Source organism: Guyparkeria hydrothermalis (assembly GCF_023555385.1).
Taxonomy (GTDB): Bacteria; Pseudomonadota; Gammaproteobacteria; order Halothiobacillales; family Halothiobacillaceae; genus Guyparkeria; species Guyparkeria hydrothermalis_A.
The window spans coordinates 1-21,003 of the sequence record NZ_JAJSED010000001.1; the positions used below are offsets into that span (position 1 = coordinate 1).

A 21,003-nucleotide genomic window follows, 5' to 3' on the forward strand; every position below is an offset into this window, starting at 1 on the left:
TGAGGGCGAGGTGCCGATGATGAAGAAGGTCCGTTTCCGCACGCTCGGCTGCTACCCGCTGACCGGGGCGATCGAGTCGGAGGCCGACAAGCTCACCGACATCATCCAGGAGATGCTTCTGACCAACACCTCGGAGCGTCAGGGCCGCGTGATCGATCACGATTCGGCCGCCTCGATGGAGAAGAAAAAGCAGGAAGGCTACTTCTAGGCCACCACCACGGGCGTACAGACGCTAGTCGCGGACAGATACAAAACAGGTTTTTGCAATATGGCACACGCATCGGATTTGATCGCCTCGGATATCGAGGGATACCTGAAATCACACGAGAACAAGGGGCTGCTGCGATTCATCACCTGCGGCAGCGTGGACGACGGCAAGAGCACGCTGATCGGGCGGCTGCTGTTCGAATCGAAGCTGCTGTTCGAGGACCAGCTCGCTGCGATGGAAGCCGACTCCAAGAAGTTCGGCACCCAGGGCGGTGACATGGACTTCGCGCTTCTGGTTGACGGCCTGGCCGCCGAGCGGGAGCAGGGCATTACGATCGACGTCGCTTACCGGTTTTTCTCCACCGACAAGCGCAAGTTCATCGTGGCCGACACCCCGGGTCACGAGCAGTACACGCGCAACATGGTCACCGGCGCCTCGACCGCGGATGCCGCCATCCTGATGGTCGACGCCCGTCAGGGCGTGCTCACCCAGACGCGCCGTCACAGCTTCCTGATGAAGCTGATCGGCATCCGTCATGTGGTGGTCGCGATCAACAAGATGGACCTGGTGGACTATTCGCAGGAGGTCTTCGATCGCATCGTCGCCGACTACCGTGAGTTTGCCGACGAGATTGGTCTCGAGGACGTGACCTTCATTCCGCTGTCAGCACTCAAGGGCGACAACATCATCGAGCACGGTGATCGCATGCCGTGGTACCACGGCACCACCCTGATGGGCTTCCTCGAGACGGTCGAGGTCGATGACGACCGCCTGCAGGGCAAGCCGTTCCGCCTGCCGGTCCAGTGGGTCAACCGCCCGAACCTCGATTTCCGCGGCTTCTCGGGGACCATCGCCAGCGGCGTGGTCCGTCCGGGCGACGAGATTCGTGTCCTGCCCTCGGGCCAGACCAGCCGGGTCGAGCGCGTTGTGACCTTTGACGGCGATCTCGACCAGGCAGTCGCCGGTCAGTCGATCACCGTGACCACCGAAGACGAGATCGATATCTCGCGTGGGGACGTGATCTCGACGACCGACGAGCCGCCCCAGGTGGCGGACCAGTTCGAGACTTCGCTGGTCTGGATGCACGACGAGCCCCTTTACGCGGGTCGTCCCTACCTGATGAAGATCGGCACCCAGACGGTCAGCGCGACGGTCACCGACATCAAGTACGAGGTGAACGTCAACACGCTGGAGCACACCGCGGCCAAGCAGCTGGGGCTCAACGGCATCGGCGTATGCACGCTGTCGATCAACCGGCCGATCGCCTTCGACGCGTACACCGAAAACCAGGACACCGGCGGCTTCATCCTGATCGACCGGATGAGCAACAACACCGTCGGCGCCGGGATGCTCCACTTCGCTCTGCGTCGTAGCCAGAACATCCACCGTCAGCACGTCGACGTCGACAAGACGCGCCGAAGCGAGCTCAAGGCACAGCAGCCGGGCGTACTCTGGTTCACCGGTCTCTCCGGGGCCGGCAAGTCGACCATCGCCAACGCGCTGGAGAAGAAGCTTGCCGCACTGGGGCAGCACACCTACCTGCTCGACGGCGACAACGTGCGTCACGGTCTCAACCGGGATCTGGGCTTCACCGATGCCGACCGGGTCGAGAACATCCGTCGCGTCGCCGAAGTGGCGAAACTGATGGTCGATGCCGGCCTGATCGTGCTGACCTCGTTCATCTCGCCGTTCCGCTCCGAGCGCGAGATGGCGCGCGGCATGCTCGAGGAGGGCGAGTTCATCGAGATCTTCGTCGACACGCCGCTTGAGGTGGCCGAGGAGCGCGACGTCAAGGGGCTGTACAAGAAGGCCCGCCGTGGCGAACTGAAGAACTTCACCGGCATCGATTCGGCCTACGAAGAGCCGAAGAATCCGGAGCTCCATCTCAAGGCCGCCGAGCTGTCGGCTGACGAGGCCGCGGACCGGATCCTCGCGTTCCTGAAAGGGCGCGGCATGATCCCGACCACCTGAGGCGAGGAGGCACCATGACAATCAACCAGTCATTGCTGGACGAGGTGGTCGCCATCGCCGAGGAGGCGGGGCGAGCCATCATGACGATCTACGGGCGGGACTTTTCGGTCGAGGAGAAGGCCGACAAGAGCCCGCTCACGGAAGCCGACCAGACGGCGCACGACCTGATCAGCGAGCGCCTCGCGCCGCTGCTCGGGGGCATTCCCATCCTCTCGGAAGAGGATGTGGAAGGGTTCCCGGGGGCGGACGCCACGGGCCGCTACTGGCTGGTCGACCCGCTCGACGGCACCAAGGAGTTCATCAAGAAGAACGGCGAGTTCACCGTGAATATCGCCCTGGTCGAGAACGGCCGGCCGGCGCTGGGCGTGGTTCACGCCCCGGACCTGGCGCGGACGTACATCGGCTGGCCGGGCGAGGGCGCCTGGCGTGTCGATGGCGACGGGACGCAGTCGATCACGGTGGCCGACGAGCGGGACGGGCCATGGCGCGTCGTGGGGAGTCGTTCTCACGCCAGCCCGAAGATGGCCGACTGGCTGGCCGAGCTGGGCGAGCACGAAATGGTGCCCATGGGCAGTTCGCTGAAGCTCTGTCTGGTCGCGGAAGGGGAGGCGGACGTCTATCCCCGGCTGGGGCCGACGAGCCTCTGGGACACCGGTGCGGCCCAGGCCGTGGTGGAGGCGGCCGGTGGGCGTGTCATCGAACCGTCGGGCAAGGTGCTCGGCTACGCCGACACCTCCGAGGTGCTCAACCCCTATTTTCTTGCCTTCGGGCGCCGCGTCGCCTCCTGGCCGGCCTTGGGCGAATAGCCCGGGTTGGCGACATTGACATGACGGGCGGCATACGGTGATCGTGGCCCTCGGTATCCTCGCCCTGTGGGCGGCCGGATTTATCGGGGCGCTGATGATCGAGTCGTTTCAGCGCCCGCATGCCCTTCCCCCGGGGCGTCGTCGAACGGCGGCGGTCGTGACCCACGCCGGCGTCTGGACGGTCCTGTTCTCGCTATTGGTGATCGTGCTGGCCCGGCCCGTCTTCGCGCTGGCCATCAGCTGGGCGCTGTGGTTCGCCCTGGTGATGGTCAACAACGCGAAGGAGCGGGTGCTCCGAGAGCCGTTCCTTTTCGACGATTACGACTACTTCCTCGACGCCCTTCGTCATCCCCGCTTGTTCCTGCCGTTTCTCGGTGGGGCCAAGGGGTTGGCGATCACGGTCGTGTCGATCGGCGTGGTCGTTGCCGGCTGGTGGCTGGAGCCGTCATGGGCTCGGGGCGTCGGGGCCATCGCGGTGGCCGGCGGCCTGATGGTCGTGGGGGCGGCGGTCGCGATGCTGTCGGCCCGCCGTGGAGCGACCACGCTTACGTTTCGCCCGGGGGTCGACCATCGCCGGCATGGCCTGATCGCGCACCTGGCGTTTCAGGCAGCGGCCCGGCAACCGTCGCCCGAACCGTCTATGCCATGGCGACGTGGGCGACCGTCTCCTGCGCCGGACCAGCGGGTTCCTGACGTCGTCGCGGTGCAGAGCGAGTCCTTCTTCGATCCCCGGCAACGGTTTCCCGGGGTGCGCCCGGAGGTGCTGACGCATTTCGACCGTCTCGCTCGGGAAGGCGTTTCCGGCAAGCTTGATGTGCCGGCATTCGGTGCCAACACGGTTCGCAGCGAGTTCGCGTTTCTTTCCGGCGTGCCGGAAGCGCAGCTCGGTCACCGACAGTTCAGTCCCTATCGATTCGTGCAGCCCGGCTTTCTGGATGTGACGCTGGCATCCGTGTTCCGCGAGGCGGGTTATCGGACGGTGTGCGTGCATCCCTACCATGGGGGCTTCTATCGCCGGAACCAGGTCATGCCGTTGCTTGGGTTTGACGAGTTCGTCGATATCACGCCCTTTGCCGACGCCAGGGGTGACGGGCCGTACGTCGACGATGACGCGCTCGCCGACTGGATAATCGAGCAGCTGGGTGATTCGGATCGACCGCTGTTCGTCTTCGCGATCACCATGGAGAACCATGGTCCGCTTCACCTGGAAACACCGCGTCCCGGTGAGGCGGATGACTACTTCCTGCACGGTCAGGCGAGCGACGACCCCGATGCGACCATCTACCTACGACACCTGGTGAATGCGGATCGGATGCTGGGGCGTCTCGCTGCTGCCCTGAAGGATGGCGATCGCCCCGGTGCCCTGTGCTGGTTCGGGGACCATCCTCCGATCCTTCCGCAGGTCTACTCGCGCCACGGTTACCCGGGGCGGTCGACCGATTATCTCGTATGGCGGACCGAGCCGGCGCTCGCTGCGGCAGCGGTCCGGCGGCCACTGCATCAGCTTGGCGCGACCTTGATCGATGCCATCGGGTGGCAGACCGATGAACGGTGAGGGAGCGGGCTAGCCTCGTGCAGGCCGGCGACGCAGGGGTATGAACGCAATAAGGCGCGTCCGGGGCGTATCGGGCGCGCCTTTTTCTGTTCGGAGCATGGGTGCCAGACCGGTTTACGGCCTGCATGGGGCGGGATTAGCCGTTGTCCCGCTTATGTCGCGGTTCCTCTCAGGTCAGACGCGCCCTGCGCGCACGGTGAGGGGCCAGACGATCCCATGCGCAACGTCAGGTTCGCCCCAATCGCGCTGAAGTGTCTCGGCGAAAGACTTGAACAGATTTTCATGCCCTAGCGCCACTGCACGCTTTTTGGCGGACCAGGTATCGAGATAGCCAAGGAAGTCGGAGAGATTCCATGCCTTGCGGATGTACAGTTTCGGCGTGTCGAATTCCTCGAACGGGAAGGGAAGGTCCGCGTAGCCGGTCTCCACATGGTGCCGTTCTTTGGGCCAGAAGGCAGGCAGCTCCTGCCAGTAAAAGCGTTGAAATGCGCTGTTGGCGCCGGATTCAATGTAGGGGACCCCGTAGCTCACCAGTGCGACCGCACCACCCGGACGGAGGATACGACGTGTTTCCGAGTAGAAACGATCCAGGTCGAACCAGTGTGCTGCCTGTGCGGTAACGACCAGGTCTGCCGAGTCGTCCGCGACAGGTAAGGCTTCGGCCGGTCCCTGACGGTACTCGATGCGGGGGTGTTGCACGGCGTTTCTTAACTGGTTGATGCTTGGGTCGATCCCAATTACCCGTTCGAAGTGGTTGGTGAGTGTCGCCGTGAGTTGGCCGGTCCCGCTGCCGACATCGACGGCCAGGACGTTGCCTCGACATGCAGCCGAGAGCGTATCCACCAGCTCCGACGGGTAGTCGGGGCGGTGACGAGCATAGGCGTTTCCGCCCGACTCAAAATGATTCGAAAGCGGGCAATCCATCAAGACAAAGCCAGTGGTTGTCGGTTACAGAGTGATTGCGCGCGGGAGTCTGGCTGGCATTCCCTGACTCCGGGTAACGCGAAACGGGATGAGTGGTACACAACGGCGTCACATTCCGAGGTTAGGGTGATCGCGTGGCCGGTCGCGCGGCGGTTCTCCGATCGGGTGCCGGCCATGAGTGGATGCCGGCTTCCTCTCGTTGTCCCAACGGCGCCGCTCTCGCTTGGTGATTTCTCACTCGCTCCTAGTTGCCCCGCCTCGTGCGGGGTTTTCTTTTGCCAGCTCACGGCAGGGTTCGCGTCAATCCCGCATGACGTGCTTGAGAATGCCGACGACCTGCTCCGGCGTAGTCGCCCAGGCCATGGCGGCGGCGTCGACTTCCTTGAGCGGATGGATCAGTCCCTCGTCGTGCAGGGTGATGTAGGGCGTGCCCATCGCGGCGCAGTAGCCGGCATCGAAGGCGGCGTTCCACTGCTTGTACTTGTCGCCGAATCGGACCACCGCAACGTCGGCCTGTTCGAGCAGGGTCTTGATGCGGATCGCATTGACCTTGGCGGACTTGTGGTCGCGCCAGAATTGCTTGTCCTCCTCGCCGAGCAGGTCGCCGGCGGCGTCACTCGCCGCATGGTCGGTGACCGGGCGGGTGAAGTTGATATCGAGACAGGCGTCCTTTGCGCCCTGTTCGATCTGCTCGCGCCAGTCGGTGTGGATCTCGCCGGAAAGATAGACGGTCAGGCTCATCGCAATGCTCCTCGTTGATGCGCGTTATTCGGGCAGGTCGGTGACCGCGCCGGTGGAAGCCGAGCTCACGGTCTTCGCGTATTTTGCCAGCACACCACGCGGGTAGTTGGGCGCGGGGCGTTGCCATTTGGCGCGGCGGCGCTCGAGTTCGTCGTTGTCGACGGCAAGCTCGATGGTGTCGGCCTCGGCATCGATGGTGATGCTGTCGCCGTCCTCGACCAGCGCGATCGGCCCGCCGTCGAAGGCCTCGGGGGTGATGTGGCCGACGACGAAGCCGTGGCTGCCGCCGGAGAAACGCCCGTCGGTGATCAGCGCGACCTCCTTGCCCAGGCCCCGGCCCATGATCGCCGAGGTGGGCGAGAGCATCTCGCGCATGCCCGGCCCGCCGCGCGGGCCCTCGTAGCGGATCACCACCACGTCGCCGGCGGTGACGGTGCCATCGAGGATGCGCTCCTGGGCCTCCTCCTCGGAGCCGAACACGCGTGCGGTGCCGGAAAAGCGCGTGCCTTCCTTGCCGGTGATCTTGGCCACCGCACCTTCCGGGGCGAGGTTGCCCTTGAGGATGCGCAGGTGGCTGTCCGCTTTTTTCGGCGTATCGAGCGGGGCGATGATCTGCTGGTCGTCGGGGTAGGGCGTCACCTCACTGAGGTTATCCGCCAGCGTCCGGCCGGTGACGGTCAGGCAGTCGCCATGCAGCAGGCCCACGTCGAGCAGGTTCTTCATCAGCGGCTGGATGCCGCCGATCTCGACCAGCTCGCTCATCATGTAGTGCCCGGAGGGGCGCAGGTCGGCAAGCACCGGAACGCGCCGGCCGATTTCGGTGAAGTCATCCAGCGTGAGCGGCACGTCGACGACATTGGCCATCGCCAGCAGGTGCAGCACCGCGTTGGTGGAGCCACCCAGGGCGATCGTCACCGTGATGGCGTTCTCGAAGGCCTTGCGCGTCATGATGTCGCGCGGCCGGATGTCCTGGTCCAGGAGTTTCAGCACCGCCGCGCCGGCCGCCTTGCTGTCGGCGCGCTTTTCCTCGGAGACGGCATTCTGCGCCGAGCTGCCCGGCAGGCTCATGCCGAGTGCCTCGATCGCCGAGGCCATGGTATTGGCGGTGTACATCCCGCCGCAGGAGCCCGGGCCGGGGATGGCGGTCTTCTCGATGTCCTCCAGTCGCGGCAGGTCGATCTCGCCCTTGGTGTAGGCGCCGACGGCCTCGAACACCGAGACGATATCGGTGTGGCACTTGCCGGGCAGGATGGTGCCGCCGTAGACGAACACCGAGGGGCGATTGAGGCGTGCCATGCCGATCAGGCAGCCGGGCATGTTCTTGTCGCAGCCGCCGATGGCGACCAGCCCGTCGAAGCCCTCGCAGCCGGCGACCGTCTCGATCGAGTCGGCGATCACCTCGCGCGAGACCAGCGAGTACTTCATGCCCTCGGTGCCGTTGGCGATGCCATCCGAGATGGTGATGGTGTTGAAGATCACGCCCTTGCCGCCGGCGGCATCGGCGCCAACGCGGGCCGCCTCTGCAAGCTTGTCGATATGGGCGTTGCAGGGCGTGACCTGGCTCCAGGTCGAGGCGACGCCGACCTGCGGCTTTTGGAAGTCCTCGTCCTCAAAACCCACTGCGCGCAGCATCGCGCGGCTGGCGGACTTGTTGATGCCGTCGACTACCGGGGCGGAATGACGGCGGCGCGGATCGGTCGGCTGGTCGCTCATGCACGTCTCTCCTTGTCTCGATCAGGTTCGTGTTTCGGGATGCTAATGAGGGTACGAAAAAGCCCGGCAGTCTGCCGGGCTCGTCGACGGATTGGCAAACGGGATCAGTGCCGGCCTTCGGCGACTTCCTCGACCAGCTTGGCATTGAATGCCGGCAGGTCGTCGGGGTTGCGGCTGCTGACCAGGCCGTTGTCGACCACGACTTCTTCGTCGACCCACATGGCACCAGCGTTCTTCAGGTCGGTCTGGATGCTCGGGTAGGAGGTCATCCGGCGGCCCTGCAGCACGTCCGCCTCCGCCAGCGTCCAGCCGCCGTGACAGATCGCCGCCACCGGCTTGTGGTGGTCGAAGAATTCCCGCACGAAGGCCACCGCCTTGTCGTTCTGGCGCAGTGCGTCGGGATTCATCACGCCGCCGGGAAGCACCAGCGCGTCGTAATTCGATTCGCTGGCCGAGTCGAGCGGCGTGTCGACGTCGAAGACATCGCCCCAGTCGGTGTGCTGCCAACCCTTCACCCGGCGATCGGCGGGGGAGACGATCTCGGCGGTGGCGCCGGCCTCCTCGAGCGCGCGCTTGGGTTCGGTCAGCTCGACCTGCTCGAAACCATCGGCGACCAGCAGGGCAACTCGCTTGCCATTGAGATGTTCGGCCATGGTGTACCTCCTCGTTTCGTGGTGAAAGTAACCGCGAGGCCTAGAGCGTAGAAGACATGACGCTGAGCGTCAGGAATCGGTCACATTGACGGGGCTGCAGACGTGATTAGGTTCGTGGCGTTTCCCCGGAACGTGGTGCGAAGGGTGATGTGGATTTCCGTATATCATGGGTTCGGTTTTGGCTCTCCACGGATTGGAGATGCCGTCACGGAGACCCCCTGGAGTTCACGGAATGAACATGCCTTACCCCATCCTCGCTCTTGCCGCCTCCGTCCTGCTTGCCACGGCACCGTTCGCTGTTGCCGGTGCGGAAGAAACGCCGGCGGATTCCTTCAAGCGCCTGTACTTGACCCTGTGCATGCAACATCTGAACGATCTTGGCCGCATGCGGCAGGGGTTGAGCTCGGCTCCTCGTCTGCCGCCCGAGAAAGCCACGTACTTTCTCAACGGGAAGGACGGTGACGCATGGCCGGTTCCGACCGATCAGGGGCGATTCGTGCTCGCCCTCCCGGAGGGTGACAATTTGTGCGCGGTGTTCGCGCGACGAGTGGATACCCACTTGGTGGAGAAGTCATTCGTCGATCTGGTGGCCGAAGCGCCGGCACCGCTGCTTTCGAGGCAGGTCAGGGACGAGCGGGAGATGTCCCGCCCGAACGGCGAGACGCATACCCTGGCCTACGAGTGGTATGTACCTGACGCGCCACGGAGCATGCTGTTCACGTTGACCACCGCTCCCAAGGATGACGCCTCGATCCAGGCGCTCGGTTCGGCGGCGCTCATAACGCGATGACGTTCGGCTGGGCAACTTTCGACTAGCCTCGGGGCAGGCATTCTTCACGAGCCGCGAACCGCATGCCCCGACCTTTCCCGACCGCCCGTTATCCCCGCCTGATGATCGCTGCCTCGGTGCTGGTTGTCGGGGGCGTTGTGGCCACGGCACAGGCCGACTACTCGACGCCGGCGCGGACGGTCTCGTTCGAAGGGGAAACCGTGCGTTATCACGTGATGGGTGAGCCGGACGCGCCGGTGGCGATTCTTCTCGGCGGAGGGCCGGGCTTTTCCAGCTGGAATCTCGAGCCGGTACAGCGGCGGTTGGCTGCTATCGGCTATCGCGTGGTGTTGATGGATATGCTCGGAGTGGGTGAGAACGAGCGGGACACGCTCAAGGCGCCGTTGGCTGCCTGGGAGCGGCAGATCGAACAGGTTCATGCCGAGGTGGCCGACGACGAGCGCGTTCTGCTGGTCGGCCATTCCTGGGGGGCGTTGATGGCGCTCGTCTACACGCAATCACGCCCCGCTGCGGTCGAGCGGATCGTCATGCTCAATCCGGTCGATCCCGAACGCCGTGGCCTGAGCGACCTCGTGGTGGAAATCGACAACCGGCGCGCGGCGGCAATCGGCGACGATGACTGGCCGAGCGAATCGGATTGGGACAACCGCATTGGCACGGCAGGCGACATGGGGGTGCATGCCCGGCGGCAAATCGGTGCGGCATTGCCGTCCTATTTTCTCGACTACCGGCAGGGGCAGCGTTACGCGCGGCAGTTCAGCGAGCGGGACTTCGATCCCGATCTCAACGTGCGGGGCTGGAGTGCCTATCGAGATAACCCGGTTGGCTACGCGACCATTCGGCGCTGGGACGTGCCGATCGACTTCATCGGCTGCCGGCAGGATCTGCTGATGCCGGAAAACCTCGAGGCGCTGCAGGCGAACCTGTCGCTGGCGCGGATCGAGGTGCTGACGGGGTGCGTGCACTTTCCCTGGGAAGAAGTGCCGCAGCAGTTCGGCGAGGCGTTGGCACGGGTGGTGGCCCGGCCGGCGCCCGGGGAGGGGTCGGACGGCCCCTGAGGATCAGTCGTCCTTGGCCGCGTCTTCGACGGAATTGCCGAGGCTCCGGATGTCCTCGCCAAGACCTTCCATGGTGTTGCAGCCGGCGGTCAGGGCCAACAGCCCGGCGAGGAAGGTTGCGGTGATGAGTCGGCTGATCATGATGATGTCTCCTTGTTCGTGGTCACGCGTCGATGTGTCTTCGGGAACGCGTCAATATTATTCAAAAAACCGGGACCCGGCACCTGTCCCGAGGGCCGGGCACCGGTCTGTTCGCCAGCCACATACCAAAAAAAGCCACGCCGCGTTGGGCGTGGCCTCGTTCCGCCGGAGGGCGGAGCAACGTCAATCGTGCTCTTCGGCCTCGTTGTCGATGGACTCGCCGAGATCCTGAGTGTCCTCGCCGAGGCCTTCAACGGTATTGCAGCCCGACAGGATGGCCATCGGCGCGATCAATGCTGCCAGTAGACTCATGCGCTTGAGGAACGAAGTCATCATCTCGTTTCTCCTCTTGCTTTTTCAGTAAGTGGCAGGGACTAGGATAGACGGTAAACAGAAATGTTCCTGAGGCGATGTAGTGGTGGTCGGCTAGGAGCGAGGCAAGGCAAGGAGACTGCGTGGAGATATTGCTGATCGGGATGCTGCTGTTGGCCGGCCTGGCGGTTGGATCCCTGGGGAGTCATCTGCTGGGAGTGCCGCGCGTGGTCGGCTACATCCTGCTGGGCATGCTTTTCGCGCCCGATCTTCTCGGTGGGTATCTGGGCATGGACAGCACCGAATGGACCCAGCCGCTGGTCTCGGTCGCCCTCGGCGTCATCGCCTATGTCATTGGCGGGGCCATCTCCCCTGGGCAGTTGCGGCGTCTCGGCTGGAGCATCGTCGGCGCCACGCTGGGCGAGGTCTCGGGCGCCTTCCTGGCAGTGTTCGGTGCCGTGCTGCTGCTCGGCATGACGGTGGCCGATCTGCCACTGTGGTCGTTCGCGCTGGTACTTGCCGCCGTGGCACCGGCCACGGCGCCTGCGGCCATCGTGGCCGTGGTGCACCAATACCGTGCTCGGGGACAGCTGACGACCATGCTGCTTGGCATGGTGGCGATCGACGACGCCCTCGGCATCCTCATCTTCGCCCTGGTGATGGCCACCGTCGGCAGCGGGTCGCTTGGCGGTGCGCTGGGCACCGTCGTCTGGGAGGTCGGTGCGGCGTTGCTGGTCGGTGGCGTGGGCGGCTTTGTGGTCGAGCGTCTGTCGCGGCGCTTTCACGAGCAGAGCATGCTGCTGCCGATGCTGCTGGGCGGGATTTTCCTCATCGTCGGGCTGGCCGGGTGGGCCGGCTTCTCGGCGCTGCTGGCGGCCATGGTGTTCGGTTTTTCGGTGCGCTGGTTCTGCGGCCCGCATGCTGAGCGACTGTTCGAGCCGGTCGAGGATCTCGAGGAGACCGTCTTCGTGCTCTTCTTCACCTTTGCCGGGCTGCATTTCAATCCGGCCGCCGTGATCGACTACTGGCCCCTGATGCTGGTGTACTTCGCCGCCCGTGCTGCCGGGTTGTTCGTCGGCGGCGGTACCGGCGCGCGGCTCGCGGGGGCTCCGAAGCCAGTCTGGTCCAATGTCGGTTTCGGCCTCTTCCCGCAGGGGGGTGTGGCGATTGGCCTCGCGTTGCTCTTGTTGCACTACCCGGGGTTCTCGCGGGCCGGCGAGGTCATCGTCAACCTGATTACCACCACGACGCTGCTGACCGAGGCAGTCGGCGCGATCTCGGTGCGCTACGGCCTGCGTCGCGCCGGTGAGCTCGGCCTGGAACGGGCCGGAGGAGAGGCGAAATGAAGATTGCCGATTGGCTGGAGCAGCATCCGGTGAACGGGGTGACGGTCGAGCGTGATGCCTCGCTCGAGGAGGCGGCCGAGGCGTTGCTGGCCGAGCCGGAGTGCCGGGACATCTACGTGACCGATGCCGAGGGGCGAGTCGTCGGTCACCTGGGATTCCGTCGGCTGGCCGGCGTGCTGCTCTCGGCCCACCGGCCGACGCACAGCCGGCGGCAGATGCTCGAGCGCGTGGCGCGTGGACCGGTCCACGAGTTCATGGACCGGCGCTTCATCGCCGCTCGTCTGGACGAGAACGTTCACCAGGTGCTCCATCCCCACATGGAGCGGCGCGTCGAGGACATTCCGGTGCTCGATGCTGACGGTCGGCTGGTGGGCGTGATCCGGCTGGTCGATCTGGTCCGCGCGGCCATCGAGCCGTCGGATCAGAGCATCGGCTGATTTCAGGCGCGGGGATCGCCGCCGAGGTAGGAAGCCGCCGGGTCGACCAGGAAGCGACCTTCCATCGCCTTGCGGCCGAGCAGCATGCGAAAGCGCATCGTGTCGCGGTCGGTCAGGGTCAGTTCGACCGGCTCCACGAGCTCGCCGATTACCACGCGCGTGGCGATCACGTAGCGATTCTCACGGTGACCCCCGGAGTCCGAGACCAGGCGGCGGTCGAGCAGCTCGGCCTCGCAGCGGACCACGGTGTCGTTGTCCTGCTGGATGGGGTGTACGCCGATGCGCACCATGTCCCGCCCGTCGCGGCGGAACGGCTCGACGGCAAAGGCGTGTAGCGCCGAGGTACGTGCGCCGGTGTCGACCTTCACCTTGATCCGGTCGATACCGAGGTCGGGCAGGGCGACCCATTCCCGCCAGCCCAGTAGAGCCAGCCGTTCGGCGGTGTCGTCGTGGTTCGTCATCGCACTCAGTCCTCGGAAACGTCCTCTTCCTCGGCGTGATTGGCCTGAAAGTCCTCAACCGAACCGGCGATCTCGCTGACGTCGCCCTTGAAGCGGGCGATGTGGTACACCGCGTCGCCCTCGTGGACCAATGGCCGCTCGAGCCGGCCGATCACCACCCCGTTGCTGGTGGAGACGATCGATTCGCGTCGCCCGCTATAGGCATCGTCGACGTAGCCCAATGTCTCGCCGCGCTTCACCTGGGCGCCGAGACGCACCACGGTGCCGAGCATGCCGCTTTCCGGGGCACGTACCCACAGGCTGCGGCGCGAAATGAACGGTTCCGGCCGAGCGGTCTTGCGGCGTGAGGGCGACAGCATGCCGAGGTTGCGCATGACGCTCAGCACCCCCTGTGTGCCGGCGCGGATGGAGACCTCGTCGAAGCGCAGCGCTTCGCCGGCCTCGTAGAGCAGCATGGGAATGCCGAGCTCGCCGGCTGCCGCCCGCAGCGAGCCGTCGCGCAGCGAGGCATTCAGCAGGACCGGCACGCCGAAGGCCTTGGCGAGCTTCAGGGTTTCCGGGTCATCGAGGTTGCCGCGGATCTGCGGCAGGTTGGTGCGGTGCATCGCACCGGTGTGCAGATCGATGCCATGCGTGCAGCGCCTCACGATCTCGTCGAGGAACAGATTGGCCAGACGGGCGGCCAGCGAACCTTCCTCGGAGCCGGGGAACGAGCGATTGAGGTCGCGCCGGTCCGGCAGGTAGCGACTTTCGTGGATCAGGCCGTAGGCGTTGACCACCGGCACGGCGATCAGTGTCCCGCGCAAGCGACTCAGTGCCCGAGTCTTGAGCACCCGGCGGATGATCTCGACGCCATTTAGCTCGTCGCCGTGAATGGCCGCACAGACGAACAGCGTGGGGCCATCTCGACGGCCATGGATCACGTGGACGGGCATGGACAGCTCGGTGTGCGAACTCAGTCGCGGCATCGGCAGATCGACCAGGGCGCGGCTGCCGGGGGCGATCTTGCGACCGGCGATCTCGAACGCGGCGCGCATCGGTTCAGCCCTGACCGCGGGTGCGGGTCAGGCCGCGCTTGGTGCGTCGTTCGGCGAGGCGTTTCTCGATGAACTGGATCTGCATGGCCGCGATGTCCTTGCCGGTGGCCGTCTCAATGCCCTCGAGGCCCGGCGATGAGTTCACTTCCATGACCACGGCACCGTGGTTTGAGCGCAGCAGGTCGACGCCGGCGACGTTCAGTCCCATGGTTTTCGCTGCACGGACGGCCGTCGAGCGCTCTTCGGGGGTGATGCGAATCAGGCTGGCCGAGCCGCCACGGTGCAGGTTGGAGCGGAACTCGCCTTCCTTGCCCTGGCGCTTCATCGCTGCGACCACCTTGTCGCCGATGACGAAGCAGCGGATGTCGGCACCATTCGCCTCGCGGATGTATTCCTGCACCAGGATGTTGGTCTTCATCCCCATGAAGGCCTCGATCACGCTCTCGGCGGCCTGCCTGGTCTCGGCCAGCACCACGCCGATGCCCTGCGTGCCCTCGAGCAGCTTGATCACCAGCGGGGCGCCGCCGACCATCTTGATCAGGTCGCCGACGTCGTCGGGGCGGTGGGCGAAGCCGGTCACCGGCAGGCCGATGCCCTTGCGCGAGAGCAGCTGCAGCGAACGCAGCTTGTCCCGCGAACGACTGATGGCGACCGACTCGTTGAGCGGAAAGGTGCCCATCATCTCGAACTGGCGGAGCACCGCCGTGCCGTAGAAGGTCACCGAGGCGCCGATGCGCGGGATCACCGCGTCGAAGTCGTCGAGCTCCTCGCCCTTGTAGTGGACCTCGGGGTTGTTCGAGGTGATGTTCATGTAGCAGCGCAACACGTCGAGAACGCGGACCTCGTGGCCGCGCTCCTCGGCGGCCTCGATCAGGCGGCGGGTGGAGTAGAGCCTCGGGTTGCGCGACAGGATGGCGATCTTCATGTCTCGATTCGTTCCAGACGGAAAACGGGTAAGGGGAAAGGGATTTCCGCGCGCATCGTCCAGTCGGAGGAAACGCGAGTAACGACCTTACTGTAGGAAAGATTGCGCCGGATTGAGCGAAGTCGGTGACCGATCGGCGGCAGACGAGTGCCAATCGGGTCGGAATCTGGTGCGGGTGGCCGGACTCGAACCGGCACGGCCGTGAGGCCTGCAGATTTTAAGTCTGCTGTGTCTACCAATTCCACCACACCCGCGGTGGGAGCGCGTCGGGCGCGATGCCCGGCGGGGGCGGCATTCTATCGCCTTTTCGGCTGCCCCGCGACCGGCATGCAAGCCCATGCATGTGCGTTACACTGCCCGATCCGATTCATTCAGCGAATTTCTTCCGGAGTCACGCGCGATCATGTCAGAAGCCACTGCTTCCGAGGCCCTCGGCCAAGAGGTGGGTCACCACCCCGCGTTCAACCTGGTGCGTTCGGTACCCATCGAGGCGCTCAACCTGACCGTCGAGGAGTACCGCCACGACAAGACCGGTGCCCGGCACTACCACCTGGCCACCGACGACGAGCAGAACGTCTTCCTGGTCGGCCTGCGCACGGTGCCGGAAGACTCCACCGGCGTGGCCCACATCCTCGAGCACACCGCGCTGTGCGGCTCGGAGCGCTATCCGGTGCGCGACCCGTTCTTCATGATGATTCGCCGGTCGCTCAATACGTTCATGAACGCTTTCACCTCGAGCGACTGGACGGCTTACCCGTTCGCCTCCTGCAACGTGAAGGACTTCTACAACCTGCTCGACGTCTATCTCGACGCGACGTTCTTCTCGCGCATCGACGAGCTGGACTTCCGCCAGGAGGGCCATCGGGTCGAGTTCGAGCAGTGGGACGATCCGAGTACCCCGCTGACCTTCAAGGGCGTGGTCTTCAATGAGATGAAGGGCGCGATGAGCGACCCGACCTCCGTGCTCTGGCAGACGCTCTCGCGCGAGCTGTTCCCGGACACCACCTATCACCACAACTCCGGCGGCGATCCGGCGCGGATTCCGGATCTGACCTACGAGCAGATGGTGGCGTTCTACAAGCGCTTCTATCACCCGTCGAACGCCGTGTTCATGACCTACGGCAACCAGCCGGTCGATCGCCTGCAAAAGGAATTCGAAGAGCGCGCGCTGGCGCGGTTCGACGAAATCGACCCGGACTCGGCCGTGCCGCTGCAACCGATCTTCGCCGGCCCGAAGCAGGTCGAGGACGTCTACCCCCTCGACGATGACGACACCGCCGAGAAGACCCACGTGAACGTCGGCTGGATGCTGGGCGAGAGTGCCGATTTGGATGCGCGCCTCGAGGCGCAACTGCTCGAGGGCGTGCTGCTGGAGAACAGCGCCTCGCCGCTGTTGAAGGCCCTGGAGACCACCGACCTGGGCGCCGCGCCCTCGCCGGTGCTGGGGCTGGAAGACTCCCAGCGCCAGATGGTGTTCGTCGCCGGGCTCGAGGGCAGCGAGGCCGACCGGGCCGAGGCGGTGGAGCAGCTGGTCCTCGACACGCTAACCGAGGTGGCCGAAAAGGGCGTCGACCCGGACATGGTCGAGTCGGTGTTGCACCAGCTCGAGCTCTCGCAGCGCGAGGTGACCGGCGACGGCTTTCCCTACGGTCTGCACCTGATCGTCCAGGCCCTGCCGGCGGCGATCCACGACAGCGACCCGATCAACCTGCTCGACCTGGAGCCAGCGCTCGAGCGCCTGCGTGCCAAGGCCGCCGACCCGCAGTTCATCCCCAACCTCGTGCGCCGGCTGCTGCTCGACAACCCGCACCGGGTGCGGCTGGTCCTGAAGCCGGACACCGAGCTGTCCGGCCGCCAGCAGGCCGAGGAGAAGGCACGGCTTTCCGCCATGCAGGACACCCTGGGCGACGAGGACCAGCGCCAGATCGTCGAGCAGGCCAAGGCGCTGGCGGACCGTCAGGCCGAGGAGGGTGATCTCTCCATCCTGCCGACGGTGACCCGCGAGGACATTCCCGCGGACATCGATATCCCGCAGCCCGAGCAGTTCGTCCACCAGCCGTCGAGCCAGCGCTGGTACAACCGCAGCACCAACGGTCTGGCCTACCTGCAGCTGGCGATCGACCTGCCCGACCTCGATCGCGACGAGCTTGAGTTGATGCCGGTCTACACCGGTTTGCTGACCGAACTGGGCGCTGGTGACCGGGATTACCTGCAGATGGCCGAGGCCGTCGCGGCGAAGACCGGCGGATTCGCCTCGGGCGCCTCGGTGCGTGCCGGCATCAATGACGTGCACTCGGCCAGCGGCTTCTGGCTGCTGTCGGGCAAGTCACTGGTGCGCAATGCGGATGCCATGGTCGACCTGTTCCATCAGCACCTCGATGCCGCGCGCTTCGACGAGATCGACCGCATCTGCGATCTGGTCAGCCAGATGCGCTTCGGCACCGAGCAGGGCGTATCCGGCCGTGGTCACATCCACGCGATGCTGCTGGCTTCCAGCGGCATGTCCGCGCGGGCCTCCCTGCGCCACGACACCGCTGGGGTGGCCGCCGTGCGCCGCATCAAGGCGATGGACGACGGTCTCGAGCAGGCCGAGTCGCGCTACGACTTGGCCGAACGGCTGGCGCGCCTGCACGACAAGCTCAAGGGCGGCCTGCGTCACTACAACGTGGTTACCGAGCAGCGCCATTTCGCCGAGATGGCGCAGGCGCTCCGCCCGCACATGCACCAGGGCAGCACCGAGCAGCCGTTCCACCTTGGCCGGCACGAATCGCAGGTGCACGAGGCCTGGGTCGGCAACCTGGCGGTCAATTACTGCGCCCAGGCGCATGCCGCCGTGCCGCCCAAGCACCCGGATGCCGCCGCACTGGCGGTGCTCGGTGGCTTCATGCGCAACGGCTTCCTGCACACGGCCATCCGCGAGAAGGGCGGTGCGTACGGAGGTGGGGCCGGCTTTGATGCCGAGTCCGGCAGTTTCCGCTTCTTCTCCTACCGCGACCCGCGCCTGGGCGAGACGCTCGAGGACTTCGGCAATGCGGTCGACTGGGTGGTCGACAACGCCCATGAGGATCGGACCGTCGACGAGGCAATCTTCGGCGTGATCGCCTCGATCGACAAGCCGGGCTCGCCGGCGGGCGAGGCCAAGAAGGCGTTCATGGACGAATTGCACGGCCGTACACCGGAGGATCTGCGCGAGATACGTGCCCGGGTGCTGGATGTCACCCAGGACGACCTCAAGCGGGTGGCGGAGACCTACCTGAAGCCGGACACGGCATCGGTTGGCGTGCTGGCGGGTCCGTCCCGCGAGGACGATCTGGCCGAGCTTGGGCTCGTTATCGAGCGGATCTGATTCAAAGGCGGCTAGACTGGCCGCCTGCAAAAGTGACAACCAACGGAGGGGTATGATGCGCTGGATGATCGGGATTGGAGTGGTCGGCCTGCTGGTGCTGACCTATTTTCTGCTGCCGATCCTGAGCCCCTTCGTGGTCGGCTTCATCATTGCCTACCTGTTCAATCCGTTGGTCACCCGGCTGGACCGGCACGGGGTTTCCCGGACCTGGGGCACCTCGCTGATCTTCCTCGGCGGCGCGCTGGTACTGCTGGTCGCGCTGGTGGCGCTGATTCCGGTGCTGATCGAGCAGACCGTCCGCCTGGTGCGCGTCTTCCCCCAGCTGCTGGATATCGTCCAGCAGCGGATCATTCCCTGGGTCACCCAGACCACCGGACTCGAGCTGCACGTCGATCAGTTGCGCGCCCTGGTGGTCTCCCATGGCGAGACCATCGCCAAGGTGGTCGCCGGCGGGCTCTCGAACGTGTCGGCGACGGGGACGGCGGCGTTCATCGCCCTGATGAACCTGCTGCTGATCCCGGTGATCGCCTTCTATCTGCTGCGCGACTGGCCGGTCGTAATTGCCCGCGTCGAGCAGATGCTGCCCAGGCACCGCGTCGATTCGATCGCCCTGATGGCGCGCGAGTCCGACAGCATGCTGGGCAACTTCCTGCGCGGTCAGTTGGCGGTGATGATTGCCAACGGCGTCACCTATTCGATCGGTCTGACCCTGATCGGGCTGGAGACGGGGATCGCCATCGGCATGTTCGCCGGGCTGGTCAGTTTCGTGCCGTATCTCGGCACCATTATCGGCATCCTGCTGGCGCTGATTGCCATGTACATCCAGGCCGACAGTCTCTGGCCGCTGCTGCTGGTTCTCGGCGTCTTCGGGGTCGGGCAGGTGCTCGAAACGGTCGCCTGGCAACCGCGCTTCGTCGGCAACGAGATCGGCATGCACCCGGTTGCCGTGATCTTCGCGGTGATGGCCGGTGGCCAGCTGTTCGGCTTCTTCGGCATCCTGCTGGCGCTGCCGGTCTCGGCGGTGTTGATCGTGCTCGGCGAGCACGCCCTGGCCGCCTACCGGGAGAGTCGTTACTACCGGGGCAAAGACGAGCGGGCCTTGCCGCCGGGCGACGGCGACGAACCGGTGGAGGGCTGAGCGGCCCATGCAGCAGATCCCGCTGGCACTGGACCTGGTTACGCCCACGAGCTTCGAGGGGTTCATCGGCAACGAGAACCTGTTGCTCAAGGCGACATTGGCCGAGCAGGCGGCTGGCTATGGCGAGGCGCAGGTGTTCATCCATGGCCCGAGCGGGTCGGGCAAGTCGCATCTGGCACAGGCGGCCTGCTACCACGCCGGTTCGATGGGCCGGCCGGCGGCCTACTGGCCCCTGCGCCAGATCGGCGGGCAGCTGGCGGCGGCCAGCGAGCAGATCGATGCCTTCGCGCTGGCGGTGGTCGACGACGTCGATGCGTTGGTCGGCCAGGCCGAGGGCGAGTTCCTGTTGTTCGACCTGATCAACCGGGCGCGCGAGGCCGAGGTGCCATTGCTGCTTACAGCCTCGCGCCCGCCGGCGGACCTGCCGGTGAAATTGGCGGATCTCGCCTCGCGGTTGAGCTGGGGGGCGGTAATGGCCGTGCACCTGCCCGGTGACGGCGAGAAGATCGAACTGCTCCGTGCCCGGGCGCAGGCCCGGGGGCTGGAGATGCCGCACGGCACGGCGCAGTGGATGCTCGCGCATCTGCCGCGCGACGTCGGTACCTTGCTCGAGGCACTTGACCGCCTCGATCGCCAGTCGATGATCGCCAAGCGACGCCTGACCATCCCCTTCGTCCGCGAGGTGCTGGTCGAGACCGAGTGAGCGCCGATCGGTTGTTACCTGATCAGCCGCTGCCTGCCAGCGAACCGTGCAGAGGTCCGCTAGATCGTATGGCGAACGATGCGAGCCTTGTCGCGTTGCCAGTCGCGGTCCTTGATGGTGGCGCGCTTGTCGTGCGACTTCTTGCCCTGGCCGAGGGCGATCTCGAGCTTGACCATGCCGCGTTTGAAGTACAGCGCGATGGGCACGATGGTGAACCCCTTGCGCTCGACCTGACCGATCAGGCGGGCCAGTTCGTGGTCGTGAAGCAGCAGCTTGCGCGTGCGCGTCGGATCCGGCCGAACGTGGCTCGAGGCCTGCAGGAGCGGCGTGATCACCGCGCCGAGCAGCCAGGCCTCGCCGTCCTTGATGATCACGTGCGCATCGGCGATCTGGGCCTTGCCGGCGCGCAGGGCCTTCACTTCCCAGCCCTCGAGCACCAGGCCGGCCTCGATGCGGTCGCCAAGGAAATAGTCGAACTTCGCCTTCTTGTTCAGCGCGATGGTCGACTGTCCGGTGGTGGGCTTCTTGTTCTTGCTCATGCGCGCATTCTAGCAGCATGTCGGCCGGTTGCCGCCCGGAATCGGGCAGTGCCGCCCCGGTCGCCGGCTTGGTCGCCATGGCGGCATGGTGGTAGTTTCAAGGGAAGGTCCGCACGAATACCCAACGTCTCTGCGGGTCTCCAGGCGTCCAGATGTAAGGCGCGGCGCGCGGTCCAATGGCCATGCTCATTGGCAAGCG

The 21,003-nt window shown here is 65.4% G+C and carries 20 protein-coding genes, 1 tRNA gene and 1 pseudogene; 11 read left to right on the forward strand and 11 right to left on the reverse strand.

Going from position 1 to position 21,003, the window contains the following annotated elements; all coding sequences use genetic code 11:
• From LV476_RS00005 to LV476_RS11255, 4 genes and pseudogenes are all read left to right on the forward strand, one after another.
• Positions 1 to 208 (forward strand): annotated as a pseudogene (locus LV476_RS00005) (sulfate adenylyltransferase subunit CysD); the annotation flags it as partial.
• Positions 209 to 268: 60 nt separating this feature from the next.
• Positions 269 to 2,179 (forward strand): sulfate adenylyltransferase subunit CysN, encoded by a 1,911-nt coding sequence (gene cysN, locus LV476_RS00010; RefSeq protein ID WP_250072066.1) that lies wholly within the window; start codon positions 269 to 271, stop codon positions 2,177 to 2,179.
• A 14-nt stretch (positions 2,180 to 2,193) separates the two neighbouring features.
• Positions 2,194 to 2,985, forward strand: a complete 792-nt coding sequence (cysQ, locus tag LV476_RS00015) for a 3'(2'),5'-bisphosphate nucleotidase CysQ (RefSeq protein WP_250072067.1) — start codon at positions 2,194 to 2,196, stop codon at positions 2,983 to 2,985.
• A 43-nt stretch (positions 2,986 to 3,028) separates the two neighbouring features.
• Positions 3,029 to 4,540, forward strand: a complete 1,512-nt coding sequence (locus LV476_RS11255) for an LTA synthase family protein (protein ID WP_250072069.1) — start codon at positions 3,029 to 3,031, stop codon at positions 4,538 to 4,540.
• Positions 4,541 to 4,714: 174 nt separating this feature from the next.
• Here the strand turns inward: LV476_RS11255 and LV476_RS00025 are convergent, their stop codons facing one another.
• The 4 genes from LV476_RS00025 to LV476_RS00040 all read right to left on the reverse strand — a co-directional run bounded on the left by LV476_RS00025 (position 4,715) and on the right by LV476_RS00040 (position 8,571).
• Complete coding sequence (locus LV476_RS00025; RefSeq protein ID WP_250072072.1) at positions 4,715 to 5,464, reverse strand: class I SAM-dependent methyltransferase; 750 nt, start codon at positions 5,462 to 5,464, stop codon at positions 4,715 to 4,717.
• Positions 5,465 to 5,764: 300 nt separating this feature from the next.
• Positions 5,765 to 6,205, reverse strand: coding sequence for a YtoQ family protein (locus LV476_RS00030; protein WP_250072073.1), 441 nt, complete (start codon positions 6,203 to 6,205; stop codon positions 5,765 to 5,767).
• A 24-nt stretch (positions 6,206 to 6,229) separates the two neighbouring features.
• The gene (gene ilvD / locus LV476_RS00035; RefSeq protein WP_250072075.1) at positions 6,230 to 7,918 is read right to left on the reverse strand and encodes a dihydroxy-acid dehydratase; all 1,689 of its coding nucleotides are present in this window, start codon (positions 7,916 to 7,918) and stop codon (positions 6,230 to 6,232) included.
• A 104-nt stretch (positions 7,919 to 8,022) separates the two neighbouring features.
• Entirely contained in the window at positions 8,023 to 8,571 is a 549-nt protein-coding gene (locus LV476_RS00040) for a type 1 glutamine amidotransferase domain-containing protein (RefSeq protein ID WP_250072077.1), read from the reverse strand.
• A 232-nt stretch (positions 8,572 to 8,803) separates the two neighbouring features.
• Here LV476_RS00040 and LV476_RS00045 point away from each other — a divergent pair, with 232 nt between their 5' ends.
• Entirely contained in the window at positions 8,804 to 9,361 is a 558-nt protein-coding gene (locus LV476_RS00045) for an NMCC_0638 family (lipo)protein (protein ID WP_250072079.1), read from the forward strand.
• Positions 9,362 to 9,423: 62 nt separating this feature from the next.
• Complete coding sequence (locus LV476_RS00050; RefSeq protein WP_250072081.1) at positions 9,424 to 10,419, forward strand: alpha/beta fold hydrolase; 996 nt, start codon at positions 9,424 to 9,426, stop codon at positions 10,417 to 10,419.
• A gap of 3 nt (positions 10,420 to 10,422) precedes the next feature.
• Here the strand turns inward: LV476_RS00050 and LV476_RS00055 are convergent, their stop codons facing one another.
• The gene (locus tag LV476_RS00055) at positions 10,423 to 10,560 is read right to left on the reverse strand and encodes an entericidin A/B family lipoprotein (protein ID WP_250072083.1); all 138 of its coding nucleotides are present in this window, start codon (positions 10,558 to 10,560) and stop codon (positions 10,423 to 10,425) included.
• Between the two features lie 183 nt (positions 10,561 to 10,743).
• Positions 10,744 to 10,896, reverse strand: a complete 153-nt coding sequence (locus LV476_RS00060) for an entericidin A/B family lipoprotein (protein WP_250072086.1) — start codon at positions 10,894 to 10,896, stop codon at positions 10,744 to 10,746.
• A gap of 119 nt (positions 10,897 to 11,015) precedes the next feature.
• On the opposite strand from LV476_RS00060, the gene LV476_RS00065 reads away from it, so the two are divergent.
• The gene (locus tag LV476_RS00065; RefSeq protein WP_250072087.1) at positions 11,016 to 12,218 is read left to right on the forward strand and encodes a cation:proton antiporter; all 1,203 of its coding nucleotides are present in this window, start codon (positions 11,016 to 11,018) and stop codon (positions 12,216 to 12,218) included.
• A complete protein-coding gene (locus LV476_RS00070; protein ID WP_250072090.1) occupies positions 12,215 to 12,655 on the forward strand; it encodes a CBS domain-containing protein in 441 nt (146 codons plus the stop codon). Before LV476_RS00065 ends, LV476_RS00070 begins: the two co-directional genes overlap by 4 nt.
• A gap of 2 nt (positions 12,656 to 12,657) precedes the next feature.
• Here the strand turns inward: LV476_RS00070 and LV476_RS00075 are convergent, their stop codons facing one another.
• The 4 genes from LV476_RS00075 to LV476_RS00090 all read right to left on the reverse strand — a co-directional run bounded on the left by LV476_RS00075 (position 12,658) and on the right by LV476_RS00090 (position 15,332).
• Positions 12,658 to 13,116: an ATP-dependent zinc protease family protein gene (locus LV476_RS00075; protein ID WP_250072092.1), complete on the reverse strand. Its 459-nt coding sequence runs from the start codon at positions 13,114 to 13,116 to the stop codon at positions 12,658 to 12,660.
• Between the two features lie 5 nt (positions 13,117 to 13,121).
• On the reverse strand, positions 13,122 to 14,153 hold the full coding sequence (locus tag LV476_RS00080; protein ID WP_250072094.1) for a succinylglutamate desuccinylase/aspartoacylase family protein: 1,032 nt from the start codon (positions 14,151 to 14,153) through the stop codon (positions 13,122 to 13,124).
• A 4-nt stretch (positions 14,154 to 14,157) separates the two neighbouring features.
• The gene (rimK, locus tag LV476_RS00085) at positions 14,158 to 15,078 is read right to left on the reverse strand and encodes a 30S ribosomal protein S6--L-glutamate ligase (RefSeq protein ID WP_250072095.1); all 921 of its coding nucleotides are present in this window, start codon (positions 15,076 to 15,078) and stop codon (positions 14,158 to 14,160) included.
• Positions 15,079 to 15,245: 167 nt separating this feature from the next.
• Positions 15,246 to 15,332, reverse strand: a tRNA-Leu gene (locus LV476_RS00090).
• A 149-nt stretch (positions 15,333 to 15,481) separates the two neighbouring features.
• Between LV476_RS00090 and LV476_RS00095 the strand changes: the two genes are divergently transcribed.
• Genes LV476_RS00095 through hda form a run of 3 tightly spaced genes read left to right on the forward strand, consistent with a single transcriptional unit; the run spans position 15,482 to position 20,265 of the window.
• On the forward strand, positions 15,482 to 18,424 hold the full coding sequence (locus tag LV476_RS00095) for an insulinase family protein (protein WP_250072096.1): 2,943 nt from the start codon (positions 15,482 to 15,484) through the stop codon (positions 18,422 to 18,424).
• A 52-nt stretch (positions 18,425 to 18,476) separates the two neighbouring features.
• Complete coding sequence (locus tag LV476_RS00100) at positions 18,477 to 19,562, forward strand: AI-2E family transporter (protein WP_250072097.1); 1,086 nt, start codon at positions 18,477 to 18,479, stop codon at positions 19,560 to 19,562.
• Positions 19,563 to 19,569: 7 nt separating this feature from the next.
• Entirely contained in the window at positions 19,570 to 20,265 is a 696-nt protein-coding gene (gene hda, locus LV476_RS00105; RefSeq protein WP_250072098.1) for a DnaA regulatory inactivator Hda, read from the forward strand.
• Between the two features lie 59 nt (positions 20,266 to 20,324).
• On the opposite strand, the gene smpB is transcribed toward hda, so the two are convergent.
• The gene (gene smpB / locus LV476_RS00110; RefSeq protein WP_250072107.1) at positions 20,325 to 20,804 is read right to left on the reverse strand and encodes an SsrA-binding protein SmpB; all 480 of its coding nucleotides are present in this window, start codon (positions 20,802 to 20,804) and stop codon (positions 20,325 to 20,327) included.
• Positions 20,805 to 21,003 lie beyond the last annotated feature (199 nt).